The sequence below is a fragment of the Parasedimentitalea psychrophila genome (genome assembly GCF_030285785.1).
Lineage (GTDB): Bacteria > Pseudomonadota > Alphaproteobacteria > Rhodobacterales > Rhodobacteraceae > Parasedimentitalea > Parasedimentitalea psychrophila.
In genome coordinates, this window is record NZ_CP127247.1 from 3,181,708 (window position 1) to 3,198,169 (window position 16,462).

The 16,462-nt window shown below is 59.8% G+C and carries 18 protein-coding genes; 7 read left to right on the plus strand and 11 right to left on the minus strand.

Annotation, left to right across the window (positions count from 1 at the left end):
- Positions 1 to 10 precede the first annotated feature (10 nt).
- Positions 11 to 1,213, minus strand: a complete 1,203-nt coding sequence (locus tag QPJ95_RS15505) for a pyridoxal phosphate-dependent aminotransferase (protein ID WP_270917024.1) — start codon at positions 1,211 to 1,213, stop codon at positions 11 to 13.
- A gap of 95 nt (positions 1,214 to 1,308) precedes the next feature.
- Between QPJ95_RS15505 and QPJ95_RS15510 the strand changes: the two genes are divergently transcribed.
- The 3 genes from QPJ95_RS15510 to QPJ95_RS15520 all read left to right on the plus strand — a co-directional run bounded on the left by QPJ95_RS15510 (position 1,309) and on the right by QPJ95_RS15520 (position 2,536).
- Positions 1,309 to 1,710: a helix-turn-helix domain-containing protein gene (locus QPJ95_RS15510; protein WP_270917025.1), complete on the plus strand. Its 402-nt coding sequence runs from the start codon at positions 1,309 to 1,311 to the stop codon at positions 1,708 to 1,710.
- Entirely contained in the window at positions 1,707 to 1,964 is a 258-nt protein-coding gene (locus QPJ95_RS15515) for a succinate dehydrogenase assembly factor 2 (RefSeq protein ID WP_270917026.1), read from the plus strand. The genes QPJ95_RS15510 and QPJ95_RS15515 overlap by 4 nt, the downstream gene beginning before the upstream one ends.
- Before the next feature lie 74 nt (positions 1,965 to 2,038).
- Positions 2,039 to 2,536 carry a MarR family winged helix-turn-helix transcriptional regulator gene (locus QPJ95_RS15520; RefSeq protein ID WP_206188329.1) on the plus strand — a complete coding sequence of 166 codons (498 nt, stop codon included), beginning with the start codon at positions 2,039 to 2,041 and terminating at the stop codon, positions 2,534 to 2,536.
- 277 nt (positions 2,537 to 2,813) lie between these two features.
- Here QPJ95_RS15520 and QPJ95_RS15525 read toward each other — a convergent pair whose 3' ends face one another.
- On the minus strand, positions 2,814 to 3,242 hold the full coding sequence (locus QPJ95_RS15525; RefSeq protein ID WP_270917027.1) for a VOC family protein: 429 nt from the start codon (positions 3,240 to 3,242) through the stop codon (positions 2,814 to 2,816).
- A gap of 152 nt (positions 3,243 to 3,394) precedes the next feature.
- Between QPJ95_RS15525 and QPJ95_RS15530 the strand changes: the two genes are divergently transcribed.
- Together QPJ95_RS15530 and QPJ95_RS15535 are read left to right on the plus strand one after the other, a co-directional pair.
- Complete coding sequence (locus QPJ95_RS15530; RefSeq protein ID WP_270917028.1) at positions 3,395 to 4,228, plus strand: thymidylate synthase; 834 nt, start codon at positions 3,395 to 3,397, stop codon at positions 4,226 to 4,228.
- Position 4,229: 1 nt separating this feature from the next.
- A complete protein-coding gene (locus QPJ95_RS15535) occupies positions 4,230 to 4,712 on the plus strand; it encodes a dihydrofolate reductase (RefSeq protein WP_270917029.1) in 483 nt (160 codons plus the stop codon).
- 261 nt (positions 4,713 to 4,973) lie between these two features.
- Here QPJ95_RS15535 and QPJ95_RS15540 read toward each other — a convergent pair whose 3' ends face one another.
- From QPJ95_RS15540 to QPJ95_RS15580, 9 genes are all read right to left on the minus strand, one after another.
- The gene (locus tag QPJ95_RS15540; RefSeq protein ID WP_270917030.1) at positions 4,974 to 5,720 is read right to left on the minus strand and encodes an ABC transporter ATP-binding protein; all 747 of its coding nucleotides are present in this window, start codon (positions 5,718 to 5,720) and stop codon (positions 4,974 to 4,976) included.
- Positions 5,717 to 6,499, minus strand: coding sequence for an MlaE family ABC transporter permease (locus QPJ95_RS15545; protein WP_270917031.1), 783 nt, complete (start codon positions 6,497 to 6,499; stop codon positions 5,717 to 5,719). Before QPJ95_RS15545 ends, QPJ95_RS15540 begins: the two co-directional genes overlap by 4 nt.
- Positions 6,496 to 7,530 carry an alanine racemase gene (gene alr, locus QPJ95_RS15550; RefSeq protein WP_270917032.1) on the minus strand — a complete coding sequence of 345 codons (1,035 nt, stop codon included), beginning with the start codon at positions 7,528 to 7,530 and terminating at the stop codon, positions 6,496 to 6,498. The genes QPJ95_RS15545 and alr overlap by 4 nt, the downstream gene beginning before the upstream one ends.
- Before the next feature lie 95 nt (positions 7,531 to 7,625).
- Complete coding sequence (locus tag QPJ95_RS15555; protein ID WP_270917033.1) at positions 7,626 to 8,075, minus strand: nuclear transport factor 2 family protein; 450 nt, start codon at positions 8,073 to 8,075, stop codon at positions 7,626 to 7,628.
- A gap of 116 nt (positions 8,076 to 8,191) precedes the next feature.
- Positions 8,192 to 9,718, minus strand: coding sequence for a replicative DNA helicase (locus QPJ95_RS15560; RefSeq protein WP_270917034.1), 1,527 nt, complete (start codon positions 9,716 to 9,718; stop codon positions 8,192 to 8,194).
- Positions 9,719 to 9,973: 255 nt separating this feature from the next.
- Positions 9,974 to 10,654: an orotate phosphoribosyltransferase gene (locus tag QPJ95_RS15565; protein ID WP_270917035.1), complete on the minus strand. Its 681-nt coding sequence runs from the start codon at positions 10,652 to 10,654 to the stop codon at positions 9,974 to 9,976.
- Positions 10,655 to 10,729: 75 nt separating this feature from the next.
- Positions 10,730 to 11,770 carry a dihydroorotase gene (gene pyrC, locus QPJ95_RS15570; protein ID WP_270917036.1) on the minus strand — a complete coding sequence of 347 codons (1,041 nt, stop codon included), beginning with the start codon at positions 11,768 to 11,770 and terminating at the stop codon, positions 10,730 to 10,732.
- Positions 11,771 to 11,833: 63 nt separating this feature from the next.
- A complete protein-coding gene (locus QPJ95_RS15575; protein ID WP_270917037.1) occupies positions 11,834 to 12,790 on the minus strand; it encodes a phosphoadenosine phosphosulfate reductase in 957 nt (318 codons plus the stop codon).
- Positions 12,791 to 12,894: 104 nt separating this feature from the next.
- Positions 12,895 to 13,956 carry a glycosyltransferase family 2 protein gene (locus QPJ95_RS15580; RefSeq protein ID WP_270917038.1) on the minus strand — a complete coding sequence of 354 codons (1,062 nt, stop codon included), beginning with the start codon at positions 13,954 to 13,956 and terminating at the stop codon, positions 12,895 to 12,897.
- A 195-nt stretch (positions 13,957 to 14,151) separates the two neighbouring features.
- On the opposite strand from QPJ95_RS15580, the gene QPJ95_RS15585 reads away from it, so the two are divergent.
- Both QPJ95_RS15585 and QPJ95_RS15590 read left to right on the plus strand, forming a co-directional pair.
- Entirely contained in the window at positions 14,152 to 15,060 is a 909-nt protein-coding gene (locus QPJ95_RS15585) for an AAA family ATPase (RefSeq protein ID WP_270917039.1), read from the plus strand.
- 81 nt (positions 15,061 to 15,141) lie between these two features.
- Complete coding sequence (locus QPJ95_RS15590) at positions 15,142 to 16,389, plus strand: vWA domain-containing protein (RefSeq protein WP_270917040.1); 1,248 nt, start codon at positions 15,142 to 15,144, stop codon at positions 16,387 to 16,389.
- The last annotated feature ends 73 nt before the right edge of the window (positions 16,390 to 16,462 follow it).

The following is a 16,462-nucleotide window of genomic DNA, read 5'->3' on the forward strand; positions in this document are numbered from 1 at the left end:
CTGTGTCCTTTTAGGTAAGGGCTGCGCAGAAGGTCTGGATCCGCCTGCAGGCCTCAATCAAAGCCGCGTCCGAGGTAGCGTAGCTGACTCGGAAGTTGGGTGAAAGACCAAAGGCGGCGCCAAACACCACGGCGACATCCGCCTCGTCCAGCAGCGCGTTGGCAAAGGCCTGATCGTCGTTGATCACGGTGCCCTTTGGGGTGGTCTTGCCGATCAGCGCTTTGATCGAGGGGTAGACGTAAAAGGCGCCTTCGGGGGTGGGGCAGGTGATCCCGTCAATCGCCGACAGCATCGACACCACCAGATCGCGGCGGCGCAAAAAGGTGGCGTTGTTGCCGGGCAGAAAATCCTGAGTGCCGTTCAGCGCCTCGACCGCCGCCCATTGGCTGATGGTGCAGGGGTTCGAGGTGGACTGCGACTGCACCTTGCGCATGGCGGCGATCAGCGCCACCGGGCCTGCCGCATAGCCGATGCGCCAGCCGGTCATCGCATAGGCCTTGGAGACGCCATTGCAGGTCAGGGTGCGCGGATACAGCGCCGGTTCGATCTGCGCCGGGGTGCTGAATTCAAAGCCGTCATAGGCCAGATGCTCATACATGTCGTCGCTCATCACCCAGACATGCGGATGCCGCAGCAGCACGTCGGTCAACGCCTTCAGCTCGGCCCGGCTGTAGCCGGCGCCGGTGGGGTTGGAGGGCGAGTTGAAGATGAACCATTTGGTTTTTGGGGTGATCGCGGCCTCAAGCTGGGCGGCGGTCAGTTTGAAATTCCCCTCCAGCGTGGTCTCAGCCAGCACCGGGGTGCCGCCAGCCAGCAGCACCATGTCGGGATAGCTGACCCAATAAGGCGTCGGGATGATCACCTCGTCGCCGGCGTTCAGGGTGGCCATCAGCGCATTATACAGCGTCTGCTTGCCGCCTGCGCCCACCGAGATCTGCGCCGGGGAATAGTCCAGCCCGTTGTCGCGGCTCAGCTTGGCGCAGATCGCCTTTTTCAGCTCGGGGATGCCATCGGGGGCGGTGTATTTGGTCTTGCCCGCGGCAATGGCGGCAATGGCGGCGTCTTTGATGTTCTGCGGCGTGTCAAAATCCGGCTCACCTGCGCTGAGGCCAATCACATCGCGACCGGCGGCTTTCAGCTCAGCTGCTTTGGCGGTCATCGCAATGGTTGGCGAAGGTTTGACGCGGCTGAGTGTGTCGGAAATGAACGGCATAATTGGCCTCTGTTTGAATGTTGCGCCAGACTGTCATAGGATGCAGCGAAAAGCCGTTCAAGTGTTTACGGATAAGTCTGTACAGGAGAATTCAAATGACTGATTTAGGATATGATTGGTACGGCCCGGATGCGGCGACCTTTGGCGACCGGGTGGCCGGTGCGCGCGAAGTGGCTGCGATGACCCAGGCCCAGCTGGCCCGCCGGTTGGGGGTCAAGAAAGCCACATTGCTGGGCTGGGAACAGGATCTGTCCGAGCCGCGCGCCAACAAGCTGTCGATGATGGCCGGGGTGCTGAATGTGTCGATGGCCTGGTTGATCACCGGCGAAGGCGAAGGCATGAGCCAGCCCGCTGACGAGATCATCGTGGCCGGTGACTTTTCGGAAATTCTGGCTGAACTGCGCGACATCCGCAACGATATGCGCAGCAGTGCCGAACGCACCGGACGGCTGGAAAAGAAATTGCGCCTGTTGCTGGAGCGCGGTGGTCAGGCATGAGCGAGACCTACGAGCATCGGCTGAAACGGATGCAGATGCGATCGATGCGTCGCGGCATCAAGGAAATGGATATCATCCTGACCGCCTATGCGAAGACCCATCTGGGTCAGATGGACGCGGCCCAGCTGGATCTCTATGATCAGATGCTGGATGAAAACGATCAGGATCTGTACCAGTGGGTGACGGGTCAGGTTGAGGCGCCGGATTCGTTGAAAATACTGATCAAAGATGTATCGCAAACATTTCAAAAATAAAGAAAATTCAGTTTAACTGATTCTTTGTGATTATTCGTCACACTCTGCCTTAGAAGTTCGAGTCGGAGAAGCGAATGAGTATGGAAATGCCAATCGGCCAGCAGGACCAAAAGGGGTTCATGTCTGGTTATCTAGAAGCACTGGCGCTGGTTGAACGCCTGCACCGGTTGCTGTTGGATGTAATCAAGGATGAGTTTGAGCGTGTCGGCGTGTTGGAGATCAACGCGGTACAAGCGCTTTTGCTGTTTAACATCGGCGACAACGAAGTGACCGCGGGCGAATTGAAAAGCCGTGGCTACTATCAGGGCAGCAACGTCAGCTACAATCTGAAGAAGCTGGTTGAGATGGGCTATATGCACCATCAGCGTTGTGAAATTGATCGTCGCTCAGTGCGGGTCCGCCTGACACCACGCGGCCGCGAGGTGCGCGATATTGTGTCGTCACTGTTCTCGCGTCATGCCGAAGGTCTGGAAGGCAAGGGAGTTATCGATATCGAGGGTATCGCTGACATCTCAACTGCGCTGAAACGTGTTGAGCGGTACTGGACTGATCAGATCCGTTACATCTACTAAACCAATCCGTTGGGTGCATCAGTTCCCAAAGGGCGGTCCGGCCTTTTTCATCAGCCGGGATGAACCGCAGAACGAAGTCGCGTTAAAGCGATTTTTGACCGCGCCACCACACTGCTTGTACGTCGCTTGAGTCTAAGTTGGATACGCAGGTATATACGGTTGCAGAAGCGACCGGATGTGGGCCGATAAAGAGATTAACAGAGTTTAAAACCGCAGCGCGTTTCCTCGACAGGTCGGGGACCGCGCTGCGGTTCTGTATCTAGGCCGGCGCTTTGATTCACCAGTGGCCGCTGTTTTCCATGCTGGCCCAGGGTTCTGCCGGGGCGAGAGAGTCGCCATTTTGCAACAATTCAATCGAGATATTGTCCGGCGAGCGCACGAAGGCCATGTGACCATCGCGCGGCGGCCGGTTGATGGTGACGCCATTGGCCTGAAGATGCGCGCAGGTGGCGTAGATGTCATCCACCCCATAGGCCAGATGGCCAAAATGGCGGCTGTCACTGGGCAGGTCATCATCGCCATCCCAGTTGTAGGTCAGCTCAACCGGGCAGTCCTCTTGGCCGGGAGGCGCCAGGAAGATCAGTGAAAACCGGCCCCCCTCGCTGTCATGGCGTTTGGTTTCCTTGAGCCCGAGCAGATCGAAAAAAGCGATGGTCTTTTCCAGATCTTTGACGCGAATCATCGTGTGTAAATAGGTGAGCGACATAATGGTCTCCGGGGTTGTTTCCCGGCGCAGCTTACTGCTGTAAGCGGTGTGTGCCAGTGGGAAAGGGCAGGGGCGGACGAATATTATTGTGCGGCAGCGTTCACAGCGGTTATGACCGGGGTAGGGACATCAGCACATATGAAGGCGACGCCATGCAGCAATACCACGATGCGTTGAGGCAGATTTTGCAACATGGCGAGCCATCGCCGGACCGAACCGGAACCGGCACATTGTCCAGTTTCGGCCTGCAGACGCGCTATGCGCTGGCGGATGGATTCCCATTGGTGAGCACCAAGAAGCTGCATTTGAAATCCATTATCCACGAGCTGCTGTGGTTCCTGTCCGGCGATACCAACATTGGCTATCTGAGGGAAAATGGCGTGTCGATCTGGAACGAATGGGCCGATGAAAATGGCGATCTGGGGCCGGTCTATGGCCACCAGTGGCGCCGGTTCCCCCGGCTGGACCTGGTTGAGGGCACCACCGGAGATGAGCCGCTATACCGGGCTGGATCTGTTGATCAAATTGCGGACCTTGTTGAAAACATAAAGAAATCCCCGGATAGCCGCCGATTGATCGTCTCGGCCTGGAACCCGGCGGATGTGCCACAAATGGCATTGCCGCCCTGTCATACGCTGTGGCAGGTGCGGGTGCTGAACGGCAAGATGCATCTGCAACTGTATCAACGCTCGGCGGATATGTTTCTGGGGGTGCCGTTCAACATCGCCTCTTATGCGCTGCTGCTGCTGATGCTGGCGCATGTCACCGGATATGAGCCGGGAGATTTTGTGCACACCCTTGGCGATGCGCATATCTACGCCAACCATACGGAGCAGGTGCAGCTGCAACTGTCCAGAACGCCGCATCCGCTGCCGCAAATCAGAATTAAACGTCGGGTCAACTCGATCTTTGATTTCAAATACGAGGATTTTGAAGTGTTGAACTATAATCCGGATCCGGCAATCCGCGCCCCGGTGGCGGTGTAAGATGATTTCACTGATGGTCGCCTGTGCCCGCAACAGGGCAATCGGCAAAGACAATACAATCCCCTGGCACGCCCCCGAGGATCTCAAGGCGTTTCAACGGGAAACTCTGGGCGGAGCCATCATCATGGGCCGCAGAACCTGGGACAGTCTTCCGTTCAAGCCGTTGAAAAATAGGTTGAACCTGGTGGTGTCGTCGAACCCGGATGCGGCTGACACTGTATGCCCCTCGTTGCAGGCCGCAGTGGATGAGGCGCGGGCGCAGGGCTATCAGCGGATCTATGGGATTGGTGGCGCTGGCATCTATCGCGACATGCTGGCGCTGGCGGACCGTCTGTTGATTACCCAAGTCGATTTGGACATCGACGGGGCCGATACATTCTTTCCCGACTTCAATGTTGACGATTGGCAGATCACCAACAAGACCGAGCTGCGTGGGGAAGCCCCATCCTGCGTGCTGGTGGAATACCTGCGTCGCAGGCGGTGAAGCAGGCGGCCTTTGCCCCCTCGCGGCCCGGCCCGCGGCTGACTTGGCTCCGCCGGTTCAAACCTGAAATGATCCGCCAGATCATTTCCCAGACGATTTTCACGCCGCAAATTCAGGCGCGGGTCTTGGACGGAATGCCTCCGGCGGGAGTATTTAGGCAACGAGAAGATGTTTAGGAGCGTCTACTCGTCAGATGCGTCTCGAAGGTCTTCGATTTTTAAAGGATCAGCACTCATAAATCTCTCGCCAAAAAAATAGTAATTACCGCACCGCTTCAATGGGCCCTTCAGCGCGGCCGTGAATAAACTGATCCAGATAGGGATCGCCTGAGGCATCCATATCCGCCACTGGGCCAGTCCACTGGATCACTCCGTCGTGCAGCATGGCGACATTGTCGGCGATGGCGCGGACTGAGGACATGTCGTGGGTGATGGTCATGGCGGTGGCGCCCATTTCGACCACGATCTCGCGGATCAGGTCGTTGATGACGCCGGACATTATCGGGTCAAGGCCAGTGGTGGGCTCATCAAAGAAGATGATCTCGGGCTCGGCAGCGATGGCGCGGGCCAGGCCGACGCGTTTTTGCATGCCACCGGATAGTTCAGCCGGCAGCAGGTCGGCAACATCCGCTTTCAGACCCACACGGCGCAGTTTCTCAATAGCGATCTCGCGGGCCTCGTCCACGGGGCGTTTCAGGGTGCCGCGCAGCAGCCGGAAGCCGACGTTTTGCCAGACCGGCAGCGAGTCAAACAGCGCGCCGCCCTGGAACAACATGCCAAAACGGGCGAGAAAGGCGTCGCGGTCGCCGCTGTCGGAAGGCTTGCCATCAACCAGAATGGTGCCGGAGTCCGGTTTGATCAGGCCAAGCACCGATTTCAGCGCCACCGATTTGCCGGTGCCGGAGCCACCGATGATCACCATCGAGCTGCCCTTGGCGATGTGCAGGTCGATGCCGCGCAGCACGCGGTTGTCGCCAAAGGATTTGTGGACGTTTTGCATGCGGATCATAGCGAGAAGAACATCCCTGTGAGCACGAAGTTGGCGGCGAGGATCAGGATTGCAGCCGCCTCGACCGAAGATTTGGTGGCCGCCCCGACGCCCTGGGCACCGCGGCCCGATTGCATGCCGTAATAGCAGCCCATGGTAGCGGCGATACCGCCAAAGGCACAGCCTTTGACGAGGCTGGAGACCACGTCGTTGAGTTCCAGGAAATCGACGGTGTTCTTGATATAGGCGGCGGCGTTGAAGCCGAGGTTCTCGGTGGCAACCACATAGCCGCCTGCAATGCCGATGATATCCCCCACGGCGACCAGCAGCGGCACGGTGATCAGTGCGGCGGCGACGCGGGGGGCGACCAGGTATTTCATCGGATGGGTCGACAGGGTGACCAGCGCGTCGATCTGCTCGGTCACCTTCATGGTGGCAATCTCAGCGGCGATGGAGGAGGTGACGCGGGCGGCGATCATCAGGCCGACCAGCACCGGGCCAAGTTCGCGCACGATGCCGATGGCGACGATCTGCGGCACCACGGATTCAGCGTTGAAGCGGGCGCCGCCGGAATAGATCTGCAGCGCCAGGGCACCACCGGTGAACACGGCCGTCAGGCCAACCACTGGCAGCGACAGCCAGCCGATGTTCAGCAACGACGAGAAGAACTCACGCGGGTAGAAGGGCGGCCGCAGCATATGGGCGAGGGTGCTGAATGCAAACAGCGACAGGCGGCCAAGGGCGGCGAGGGCGGTCAGCACCGCGCGGCCCAAGTGGGCCAGAAAAGCAATTGGGCTCATCCGGTATAGCTTCGCGCAAAGCGGTGGCCCAGCGATGTCAGGATCTCATAGCCAATGGTTCCGGCCGCATCGGCCAGATGGTCGATGGTTTGATGCGGGGTGATCAGGCTGAGCCATTCGGGGTCTTCAGTCAATTCAGTGACATCAATGGTGATCAGATCCATCGAGACCCGGCCAACCACCGGGCAGGCGTTCTCGCCTGCGTAGGCATTGATACCCGCCCCCATGGCACGGATCAGGCCGTCGGCATAGCCGGCGGCAACGGTGGCGATGCGACTGGGACGTCGGGCAATCCAGCCATTGCCATAGCCGACACTTTCGCCGGGCAGCACATCGCGGATCTGGATCACTGGCAGGTCCAGCGTGACCACCGGCAGCGCGTCGCGGTAGGGGCGGCCGCCATAAAGACCAATGCCGGGACGGCACAGGTCGAAGTGATAGTCTGGCCCAAGCAGGATGCCGCCGGTTGCAGACAGCGAGCGCGGCACCTCTACGCCTTCGGTCATATCGCGAAAGACCTTGAGCTGCAGCGCATTCATCGGGTGGGTGGGGTCATCGGCGCAGGCCAGGTGGGACATCACCAGAACCGGGCCCTGACCCAGAGCAATTTCGCGTAGGGCGGCCCATTCGGCGGGCTCCATGCCCAGCCGGTTCATACCGCTGTCGAGCTGCACGCCAAAGCTGTGGCCGGGCAGGGTCTCAAAATGGCGCAGCATCTGGTCGACCGAATTGAGCATCGGTGTCAGGTTGAATTCCTGTAGCAGCCGGGCGTCGCCCTCCATGTGACCGGAAAACACCGAGATCCCCAGATCAGGGCCAAGGGCGCGGCGCAATGCGACGCCTTCTTCGGCGACGGCAACAAAGAAGTTGCGGGCGCCGGCCTTGGCCAGGGCCTGGCCCACACGGCCAGTATCCAAGCCATAGCCGTTGGCTTTGACCACGGCGGCGGTCTCGCCCGCGCTGAGGGCATCAAGGTTGCGCCAGTTGGTTGCCAGGGCATCCAGATTGATTGATAGTTTTGCTGTACTCATGATTTGTTCATGACATGCGCGGGGCAGGGGTCAAGGGGGGAATAGTCGCGGTAATCAGTTTGCAGGCTACAGTTGCCGGTCAGTGTGTCGCGCATTCATGTGCCCGTTGGCGGCCCTTCGTTGGGCTGTGGCATTGAATGCCACCAGATGCGCACGGTTGTGGCCAGACCCTGATCGTCAAGCTCGGCAACAAGGGTTCCGTCCAGCTCCATTCGGGGCAGAGGGTCACCAGGGCGGCGGTCGGGCAAACCGGTGCCGGTTGAGGCGGCCCAGATTTGAAACAGCTCTTCGCTGGTGACCTGATAGGTCACATTCCAATGGGCGACCCCGCCATCAGAGGATTCACCCAAGACCTTGTAAGACAGAGAAATACCGTCCTGTAGCAGAATACGTTGCCAATAGGCGGCCAGCTCCGAAGGGCCGGATTGCACTTGGAACGGGGTATTGTGGTAGCGGCCATCCGGGGTGAACAGGGCGGCAAAACCGGCTGGGTCTTTTGCTTCCCAGACCCGCTTATAGGCGGCCATAAAGGTGTGAATGCTCATTTTTGGAAATCCCCTGGAGTGCAATAGGCGCAGTTGTGCAGGGTCTTTCGCTGGCGTCAAGTCTTTGCCAGGCCGTGCGCCCTGACCATGATGCGGTCAAGGCGCACGGCGTGGGATCAGTATTCCTCTTCGCGCGGACCGTTCTGCCAGGTTTTGGCAAGGTTGCCAAAGCGGGTGAACTCAGCCACGAACGACAGATCAATAATGCCGATGGGGCCGTGGCGCTGTTTGCCAACGATGACTTCGGCACGGGCATGCAGCCGTTCCATCGCCTCTTTCCACTCTTCCATCTTGTCCAGCTCGTGATCGCCGGGCTTTTCACGTTCTTTGTAATATTCCTCGCGGTAGACAAACATCACCACGTCGGCATCCTGCTCGATCGAGCCGGATTCGCGAAGGTCAGACAGTTGTGGCCGTTTGTCTTCGCGGTTTTCCACCTGACGTGACAGCTGCGACAGGGCGATCACCGGGATCTGCAATTCCTTGGCGATGGCCTTCATCCCCATGGAGATTTCACCAATTTCGTTGACCCGGTTTTCAGCTGTACCACGGCAAAGCTGCAGGTAGTCGATCACCAGTAGATCCAGCCCGTGGGTGCGTTTCAGGCGACGGGCGCGGGCGGCCAATTGCGAGATCGGCAGGGCGGGCGTGTCATCAATGAACAGCGGGCAGCTTTCCAGCGTTTTGGCGGCCTCGACGAACTTGCGGAACTCGGCCTCGGTCATGTCACCTTGGCGGATCTTGTGTGACGAGATTTCCGAGGCTTCGGCCAAAATACGGCCCGCCAGCTGTTCGGCGCTCATCTCGAGGCTGAAAAAGCCAACCACGCCGCCATCAATGGCACCTTCGGTGCCGTCGGGCCGGATGCCGCGCTTATAGGCCTTGGCGACGTTATAGGCGATGTTGGTGGCCAGCGAGGTTTTGCCCATCGAGGGACGCCCCGCCAGGATCAGCAAATCCGATGGGTGCAAGCCGCCCAGCTGTTTGTCCAGATCGACCAGACCGGTGGAAATGCCGGCCATGCCGCCGCCACGCTGATAGGCTGCGTTGGTGACGTTGACCGCCTCGGTCACCGCTTTGAGGAAGGATTTGAAACCGCTTTCGGTCTGGCCTTGTTCCGCCAGTTTATACAGCGACTGTTCGGCTTCGACGATTTGCTCTCTGGGTTCGGACTCGACATCGACGCGACGGGCCTTGTCGGCAATATCCTGCCCCAGCCCGATCAGCTCGCGGCGGATCGCCAGATCATAGATCATCTGCGCATAGTCGCGCACCGCAAAAGCCGAGATCGAGGCGCCGGCCAGCTTGGCCAGATAGGCGGGGCCGCCCAGTTCCTTGAGCCCCTCATCTTCCTCCATGAAGGCCTTGAGCGTCACCGGCGAGGCCAGCGTGTTCTTGGAGATCCGCGCCGCGGCAATTTCATAGATGCGGGCGTGCACCGGATCGTAGAAATGTTCAGCGCTGATGATCGACGCAATGCGGTCAAAGACATCGTTGTTGGTCAGAATCGCTCCCAGAAGTTGCTGTTCGGCCTCCACCGAATGCGGCATCGGGCTTTCCGGCGCAGTCTCGGCGTTGGCGGGCAATTGATCGGGCATCAAGGCGGGCGGCTGATGGCCGTCGAATGGGGTCAGTTCGTTCATGTGTGCTCTCGTGGTCTGAGCTATAGTCAGTAGGCCGAAGGCCCGTCGGATGCGACATGTATGTTTTCTGTGGGCCCTATGGGGATAACTGCGCAGCCACTGGGGAAAACCCTGTGGATGTTTTGTGGACCAATTGTGAAACTCTACATGATGTGGGGGGAAACTCAACAACCGCGAATTGTTGAGGCGATTTTGTGGCAGATTTGCGAGTCGGGGGCGTTATCCACAGGGAGGCTGCCCCCGACTAGTTTGAGCTCAGGCGGATTTATGCGCGTCCTGCCAGGCACGGGGGGCTTTCAGGAAGGTCTCGACCTCGTCCAGTGTTTCGATGCTGAAAGACTGTTGCGCGCGGGCCTCGGCCAGAACGTCCCACCAGGTGCAGAGATAATGCAACTGAACCCCGTGATCGCCCAGTTTTTGGATCGTTTCGGGGAATATGTCATAGTAAAAGATCACCGCCGTATGGCCACAGGTGGCTCCGGTTTCGCGAATGGCATCGACAAAGGATAGTTTTGAGCCGCCGTCAGTGGTCATGTCTTCGACCAGCAGAACCCGTTCGCCTTCGCGCATCACGCCTTCGATGCGGGCATTCCGACCGTAGCCTTTGGGCTTTTTGCGCACATAGGTCATTGGCAGCGCCATACGTTCTGCCACCAGTGCAGCAAAGGGAATGCCCGCAGTTTCGCCACCGGCGATATTGTCGAAGGCCTCAAACCCGGCGTTGCGCATCACGGTGACAGTCATGAAATCCATCAGGGTGGCGCGGATGCGCGGGTAGGAGATCAGTTTGCGGCAGTCGACATAGCTGGGCGACGGCAGCCCCGATGCCAGAGTGAAGGGGGTGTCGGTGTTAAAGTCCACCGCACCGATTTCCAGCAGCATACGGGCTGACAGGCGGGCGATCTCTTCGCGGGTCGGGTATGATGTGGGGATCATCGGATCATCCTCGGGTTTGGCGCCGGGGGGCAGGTCGGGAGCCTCCGGCGGGAGTATTTCTGGCAAAAAGAAGCGTTACGTCGCGGTCCAGTAAACCGGATAGCCCGGATCAAAGACGGTGACGGGGCCGTCTGGAGTGTCGATCTTCGCCGGGAAGCTGGCGGGCTGGGCGTGTTTGGTTAGCGTGAGGGTCTCGTTGTTTACCGGCAAGCCATAGAAAGTCGGCCCGTTGCGCGATGCAAAACCCTCTAGTTTGTCCAGCGCGCCGTCCTGTTCAAAGACATGTGCCAACAGCGGCATGGTGTTGGTGGCGGTGAAGCAGCCGGCACAGCCGCAGGCGCTTTCCTTGTTGGGGTCGGTGTGCGGTGCCGAGTCGGTGCCGAGGAAGAAGCGGGCATCGCCAGAGGTGGCGGCAGCGCGCAGGGCCAGCCGGTGGATCTCGCGCTTGGCGACCGGCAGGCAGTAGTAGTGAGGCTTGATGCCGCCAACCAGAATGTGGTTGCGGTTGATGATCAGGTGATGGGTGGTGATGGTGGCACCCAGATCATGGTCGTTGGATTTGACGTAGTCGACGCCCTCGGCGGTGGTGATATGTTCCATCACCACGCGCAGCCCGGGAGTGGATTTGCGGATCGGGTCGAGTACCCGGTCAATGAACACCGCCTCGCGGTCGAAAATGTCGATGTCGGCATCGGTGACTTCGCCATGCACACAGAGCGGCAGGCCGATTTCAGCCATTTTTTCCAGCACGGGGCGGACCTTGTCAAAATCGCCAACGCCGCTGGCCGAATTGGTGGTGGCGCCCGCCGGATACAGTTTGACCGCCTTGATCAAGCCGCTGGCATGGGCTGCTGCGACATCTGCCGGGTCGGTGTCTTCGGTCAGATAGAGGGTCATCAGTGGCTCGAACGTCTGGCCGGCCGGCAGTGCCGCCAGAATGCGGTCGCGGTAAGCGGCCGCCTGGGCCCCGGTCACCACCGGGGGGACCAGATTTGGCATGATGATTGCGCGGGCAAAATGGCGGGCTGTTTCGGGCAGAACGGCAGTCAGCATGGCGCCGTCGCGCAGGTGCAGGTGCCAGTCGTCGGGGCGGGCAATGGTGAGGCTCTGGATCATGTCGCCGCCCTAACACAGCTCCCTCTCAAGGGGAAGTGGGACAGCGGTCGCGGGGCTGAAATCTCAGCGTTTGGGAGGCATGGTGAATTCACCGGCTTCCGCCAGTTTCTCCAATTCCCGATAGCGGCGTCGAAACCGCGGTGCGCGCAGGCGTTGGGCCACATTGCGACACAAGACGGCGGTCAGGTAGGGGCGGTCCGGTTGGCTCAGCCGACCGACCAGCCGGCGCAGGTAGCCCAAATTGTTGCGCCGTGCCCGATAGTGTTGCCAGAACCGGACTGTCGTTAGTTTTCCCGCCCCGGCCAGGGATATGATCTGATACAGAACTTCCATCTCGACGAGCCGAGTCTGCAGCGTATTGCCCATATTTGGCAGCCGCAGGCGGGTCACATTGGATCGGCTGAACAGGGCCGCATGCATGGCATCCAGCTGTTCACGCGGGTCATACAGAATAAAGGCCTGATCGGCGGCATCAAGCATGTCCGGCGCATAGCCGTACCGGTCGGTGAAAGAGGTCCGGCGCATTTCGACAAACCGGTCGTCCCACTCGGTCATTTGCGGATCCAGGGTGGCCTGGGGCTGGATTGCAACAACCGTGGCGCCGGGGGCGGCGACAGAAAAGGCAGCGGCTGCATATCCGCAGGGACCGGCGCCATAAAAAACAACCTTGTCGAATTCTTCAAAAAAGCCATCGTCAATCAGCTGATCAAAGAACCCGTAAACCCGGTTGTTGCGGAACCAAGTGTCGCCGTCAGAGATCAGGCATAGATGCGACCAGCCTTGGTTCTTGACCAGGTCAAAGCCAAGCGGTTGCGCCTGTTCGGAGAGGCTCTGGATGCCCTGAACGGTCTCAAATGTGACCAGCAAAGTGTTGTCCTGATCTATGAATGTCGCAAAATGCCGGTCGCCCAATGACTGATACATGCCGTGTTGCTCGGCCAGTGCGGCCATGCGTTGCCGCCACTGCTTTGGTGTCAACCCAGCCAGGCTTTCGTCCAGATTTTCCAGTCCGTCCTGCATTGATGCAATCCTCACAGCCCAGCCACGTTGCGGGCCAGTTATAAGCCTTTACCTCTAGGTGTAAAATGCGGCCAAATTGGGAAGAATTCGTGCCAGATTTTCGACTATTTTGACGGGTCATCGCCTTTGGCCTGGTGCCCAAGCCGGGCAAACGCGGTCAGGGTCCGGGCGGTGGTGGCATTGATCAACCGAGATGGGGGCGTCATTAGCAAGCGGCTGAACAGGCTGCGAAAACGGTCATCCTCCATCAGCGAGCAAAAACGATCATGGCGCCATTTCACGGCCTCATCATGCCGGTCTGCCAAACCGCTGTCTGATTTGATGTCACCGAGAAAAGCCGCCGTGTCGCGTTGGTACCGAGCGATGGAGGTATCCGTGGCCGTGTTGAAGTTACGCTCCACCCAATAATCCATGCCCAATGGCAGGTCCGAGCGGTTGACGCGGCCGCGGTCAGCCTTGAGCACATAGCTCTCCATCGCACCAAGCGCATAGTGATTCAGCTGGGCCAGCTTGAAATTGGGCCGCCCAAAGGTTGAAAACAGCCTTTGAGTCCTGATTTCGGGGCCCAGTTCGCGGCCTTCGCAGTCGAACCAGCGAAAGTCGCCCAGACGGTTGGCATTGGCATTGCGTGGACGGTGGACGCCGGTTTTGCGGTAGCTGCCATTGTTGCGATAAAGCGTTTTGAACATGGCCGCCCGCCAGGGCCAGTGAATCACCTCGGGCGCGCAGCGGGTGAATTGCGCGGTCACCGGCTGGTCGTGGTAGCGAACCTGATCCGCATTGCCAAACAGCCGCCAGGTCAGGGTCACCGCATCGGCCTGCGGCAGGGCCTCTAGCAGGCCGGCCAGGGTGCCGTCGCCGGTGTGGATGTTGACAAACTCATCGATGTCCAGCGTCAGGATCCAATCTGCCTGCTGGATCAGCGGGTGACTGTCGGCTGTCTTCATCGCGGTGAACTGAATGCCACGCTTGTCATATGGCCCATCGTTGCGGACATGGGTGACCTGACCCGCCGCCTGCAACTGGTCCAGAATGTCATCGGTTCCATCCTGGCAATTGTTTGAAAACACCAGGAAATCAGTGAACCCCACAGCCCGGTGATGGGCCAGCCATTCCAACAGAAAGGCTCCCTCGTTGCGCAGGGTGACAATGGCAAGATAACGCATGGATCTTCTTCTGGCTGGGGGTGTTGCATAGGGCATCGCATTGCGGACCGGCTGGCGTCAACTCTGGCGTCAACTCTGGCCGAGGCGGTGCAGGCAACACATGCAAAGTGTTGCGTATTAGACCAAAGTGCCGCCACTGCGGGCTTGACCACAGCGCCGGTGCGTGGCCTGTTTGGCGGCAACAGGAGGCAGCAGATGCAGAAACCAGACACCATCGAACAGGTTCAGGCGCTATTGACCGGGCAGGGCTACGTCTGCGGCCGGGCGCTGGCCGTGGTGGTGTTTCTGGCGCTGAAACTTGGACGGCCGTTGTTTTTGGAAGGCGAGGCTGGCGTTGGCAAGACCGAGATTGCCAAGGCGCTGGCTGCCGGGCTGAACCGCCGTCTGATCCGCTTGCAATGCTATGAGGGGCTGGATGCCTCTTCGGCAGTCTATGAGTGGAATTTCCCGGCCCAGATGATTGCGATCCGCACCGCCGAGGCCACCGGTGCTGCAGATCGCGGCGCGCTGCAGGCAGAGCTGTTCTCGGATGAGTTTCTGATCGAACGGCCGCTGCTTCAGGCCATGCGCCCGGATCAACACGGCGCGCCGGTGCTGCTGATCGACGAGATGGACCGCACCGATGAACCCTTCGAGGCATTCCTGCTCGAAGCCCTGTCAGATTTTCAGGTGACAATTCCGGAGCTTGGCACCATACAGGCCGCCGAGCCGCCGATTGTGATCCTGACCTCAAACCGTACCCGCGAGGTGCATGACGCGCTAAAGCGCCGCTGCCTCTATCACTGGGTGGACTATCCTGACTTCCAGCGCGAGGTGGAAATTCTGCAGGCGCGGGCGCCCGACATCAGTGCCCGGCTGCGTCGCGAAGTGGTGGGTTTTGTTCAGGCCCTGCGCCGCGAGGATCTGTTCAAAAAACCGGGAGTTGCCGAAACCATCGACTGGGCCAACTGCCTGCTGGCGCTGGATGTAATTGATCTGTCGCCCGAGGTGATCGCCGATACTCTGGGGGCGATCCTTAAATATCAGGATGACATCAGCAGGTTGCAGGGCAGCGAGGCCAAGCGGATTCTGGATCAGGCCAGGGCCGATCTGGAGCCGACATGATCCTTCATCTGGCTGAAAATATCCCGGGGGTGCGGGGGCTGGCCCCCGCCTGTATGACTTCCTGTGTGATTTCCTGTGCGAATGCCTGAAACGCCCCAGATCCAGCTGCCTGAGACGCCGCAACTGGCCCAGAACATCACCCATTTTGCCCGGGCTCTGCGCCAGGCGGGGCTGCCGATTGGTCCGGGCCGGGTTGTGGATGCGGTGCAGGCGGTTGCGGCGGCAGGCTTCACGTCCCGGCTGGATTTCTATTGGGTACTGCACGCCTGTTTTGTCAGCAAACCCGAGCACCGGGTGGTTTTCTCGCAGATGTTCCGGCTGTATTGGCGCGATCCGCAGTTTCTGGAGCATATGATGGCGATGCTGATGCCCGCAGTGCGCGGTGTTCAGGACGAGAGACCTGCCAGACCGGGCGAGAAACGGGCGGCCGAGGCGCTGTTGCACGGGACCCAAGCGGACCAGGTCCCCTTTGACGGCGAGCTGGGAACGGAGATTGAATTTGATGCCAGCCTGACGATGTCGGCAGAGGAAAAGCTGCGGACACTCGACTTTGAACAGATGAGCACGGATGAGGTTGCCCAGGCCAAACGGATCCTGTCGCAGATGACACTGCCGGTGCAGCCGCTGCAATGCCGCCGCCTGATGGCCGCCGTGCGTGGCCCGCGCCCCGACTGGCGCCGGACCCTGCGCGATGCGGCCCGGCAGGGCGGCGAGATCCAGAGCATGGCGCGGGCCAAGCGGCGCCTGCGCTGGCCAAATCTGGTGGTGATCTGTGATATTTCCGGTTCGATGAGCCAGTATAGCCGCATCATCCTGCATTTTCTTCATGCGGTCTCGAACGCACAGGGGGCCGGATGGGCGCGGGTGCATGGCTTTACCTTTGGCACGCGGCTGACAAATATCACCCGGCATCTGGCTCAGCGAGACGTGGACGCGGCGGTGGCGGCGGCTGGGGCCGAGGCTCAGGACTGGGAAGGCGGCACCCGGATTGGTCAATGCCTTCACGACTTTAATCGGGATTGGTCCCGTCGGGTGATGGGGCAGGGCGCGGTGGTGCTGCTGATCACTGACGGGCTGGACCGGGACGACCCCGTAGCGCTTGCCCATGAAATGCAGCGACTTCAGCTTTCCGCACGCCGGTTGATCTGGCTGAACCCGCTGCTGCGCTGGCAGGGGTTTGCCCCCAAGGCGCAGGGCATTCGGGCGATGCTGCCGCATGTGGACAGTTTCCGCGCCGGCCATTCGATTGCCTCGCTCAAAGATCTGGCCGAGGTGATTTCAAACCCCGATGATCACGGCGAAAAGGCGCGGTTGATGGCGCAGCTGTAGCTGGAAACAGACACCTAAGGGTGGCAATTTTGACCACCGCCGGCCCGGGGTGTTCTGCAGCCTGGGTGGGTTG

Bases quoted from the DNA above. Each gene is read 5' to 3' on its own strand.
- QPJ95_RS15505 (WP_270917024.1), bottom strand. From the start codon at position 1,213: ATGCCGTTCATTTCCGACACACTCAGCCGCGTCAAACCTTCGCCAACC.
- QPJ95_RS15510 (WP_270917025.1), top strand. From the start codon at position 1,309: ATGACTGATTTAGGATATGATTGGTACGGCCCGGATGCGGCGACCTTT.
- QPJ95_RS15515 (WP_270917026.1), top strand. From the start codon at position 1,707: ATGAGCGAGACCTACGAGCATCGGCTGAAACGGATGCAGATGCGATCG.
- QPJ95_RS15520 (WP_206188329.1), top strand. From the start codon at position 2,039: ATGAGTATGGAAATGCCAATCGGCCAGCAGGACCAAAAGGGGTTCATG.
- QPJ95_RS15525 (WP_270917027.1), bottom strand. From the start codon at position 3,242: ATGTCGCTCACCTATTTACACACGATGATTCGCGTCAAAGATCTGGAA.
- QPJ95_RS15530 (WP_270917028.1), top strand. From the start codon at position 3,395: ATGCAGCAATACCACGATGCGTTGAGGCAGATTTTGCAACATGGCGAG.
- QPJ95_RS15535 (WP_270917029.1), top strand. From the start codon at position 4,230: ATGATTTCACTGATGGTCGCCTGTGCCCGCAACAGGGCAATCGGCAAA.
- QPJ95_RS15540 (WP_270917030.1), bottom strand. From the start codon at position 5,720: ATGATCCGCATGCAAAACGTCCACAAATCCTTTGGCGACAACCGCGTG.
- QPJ95_RS15545 (WP_270917031.1), bottom strand. From the start codon at position 6,499: ATGAGCCCAATTGCTTTTCTGGCCCACTTGGGCCGCGCGGTGCTGACC.
- alr (WP_270917032.1), bottom strand. From the start codon at position 7,530: ATGAGTACAGCAAAACTATCAATCAATCTGGATGCCCTGGCAACCAAC.
- QPJ95_RS15555 (WP_270917033.1), bottom strand. From the start codon at position 8,075: ATGAGCATTCACACCTTTATGGCCGCCTATAAGCGGGTCTGGGAAGCA.
- QPJ95_RS15560 (WP_270917034.1), bottom strand. From the start codon at position 9,718: ATGAACGAACTGACCCCATTCGACGGCCATCAGCCGCCCGCCTTGATG.
- QPJ95_RS15565 (WP_270917035.1), bottom strand. From the start codon at position 10,654: ATGATCCCCACATCATACCCGACCCGCGAAGAGATCGCCCGCCTGTCA.
- pyrC (WP_270917036.1), bottom strand. From the start codon at position 11,770: ATGATCCAGAGCCTCACCATTGCCCGCCCCGACGACTGGCACCTGCAC.
- QPJ95_RS15575 (WP_270917037.1), bottom strand. From the start codon at position 12,790: ATGCAGGACGGACTGGAAAATCTGGACGAAAGCCTGGCTGGGTTGACA.
- QPJ95_RS15580 (WP_270917038.1), bottom strand. From the start codon at position 13,956: ATGCGTTATCTTGCCATTGTCACCCTGCGCAACGAGGGAGCCTTTCTG.
- QPJ95_RS15585 (WP_270917039.1), top strand. From the start codon at position 14,152: ATGCAGAAACCAGACACCATCGAACAGGTTCAGGCGCTATTGACCGGG.
- QPJ95_RS15590 (WP_270917040.1), top strand. From the start codon at position 15,142: ATGCCTGAAACGCCCCAGATCCAGCTGCCTGAGACGCCGCAACTGGCC.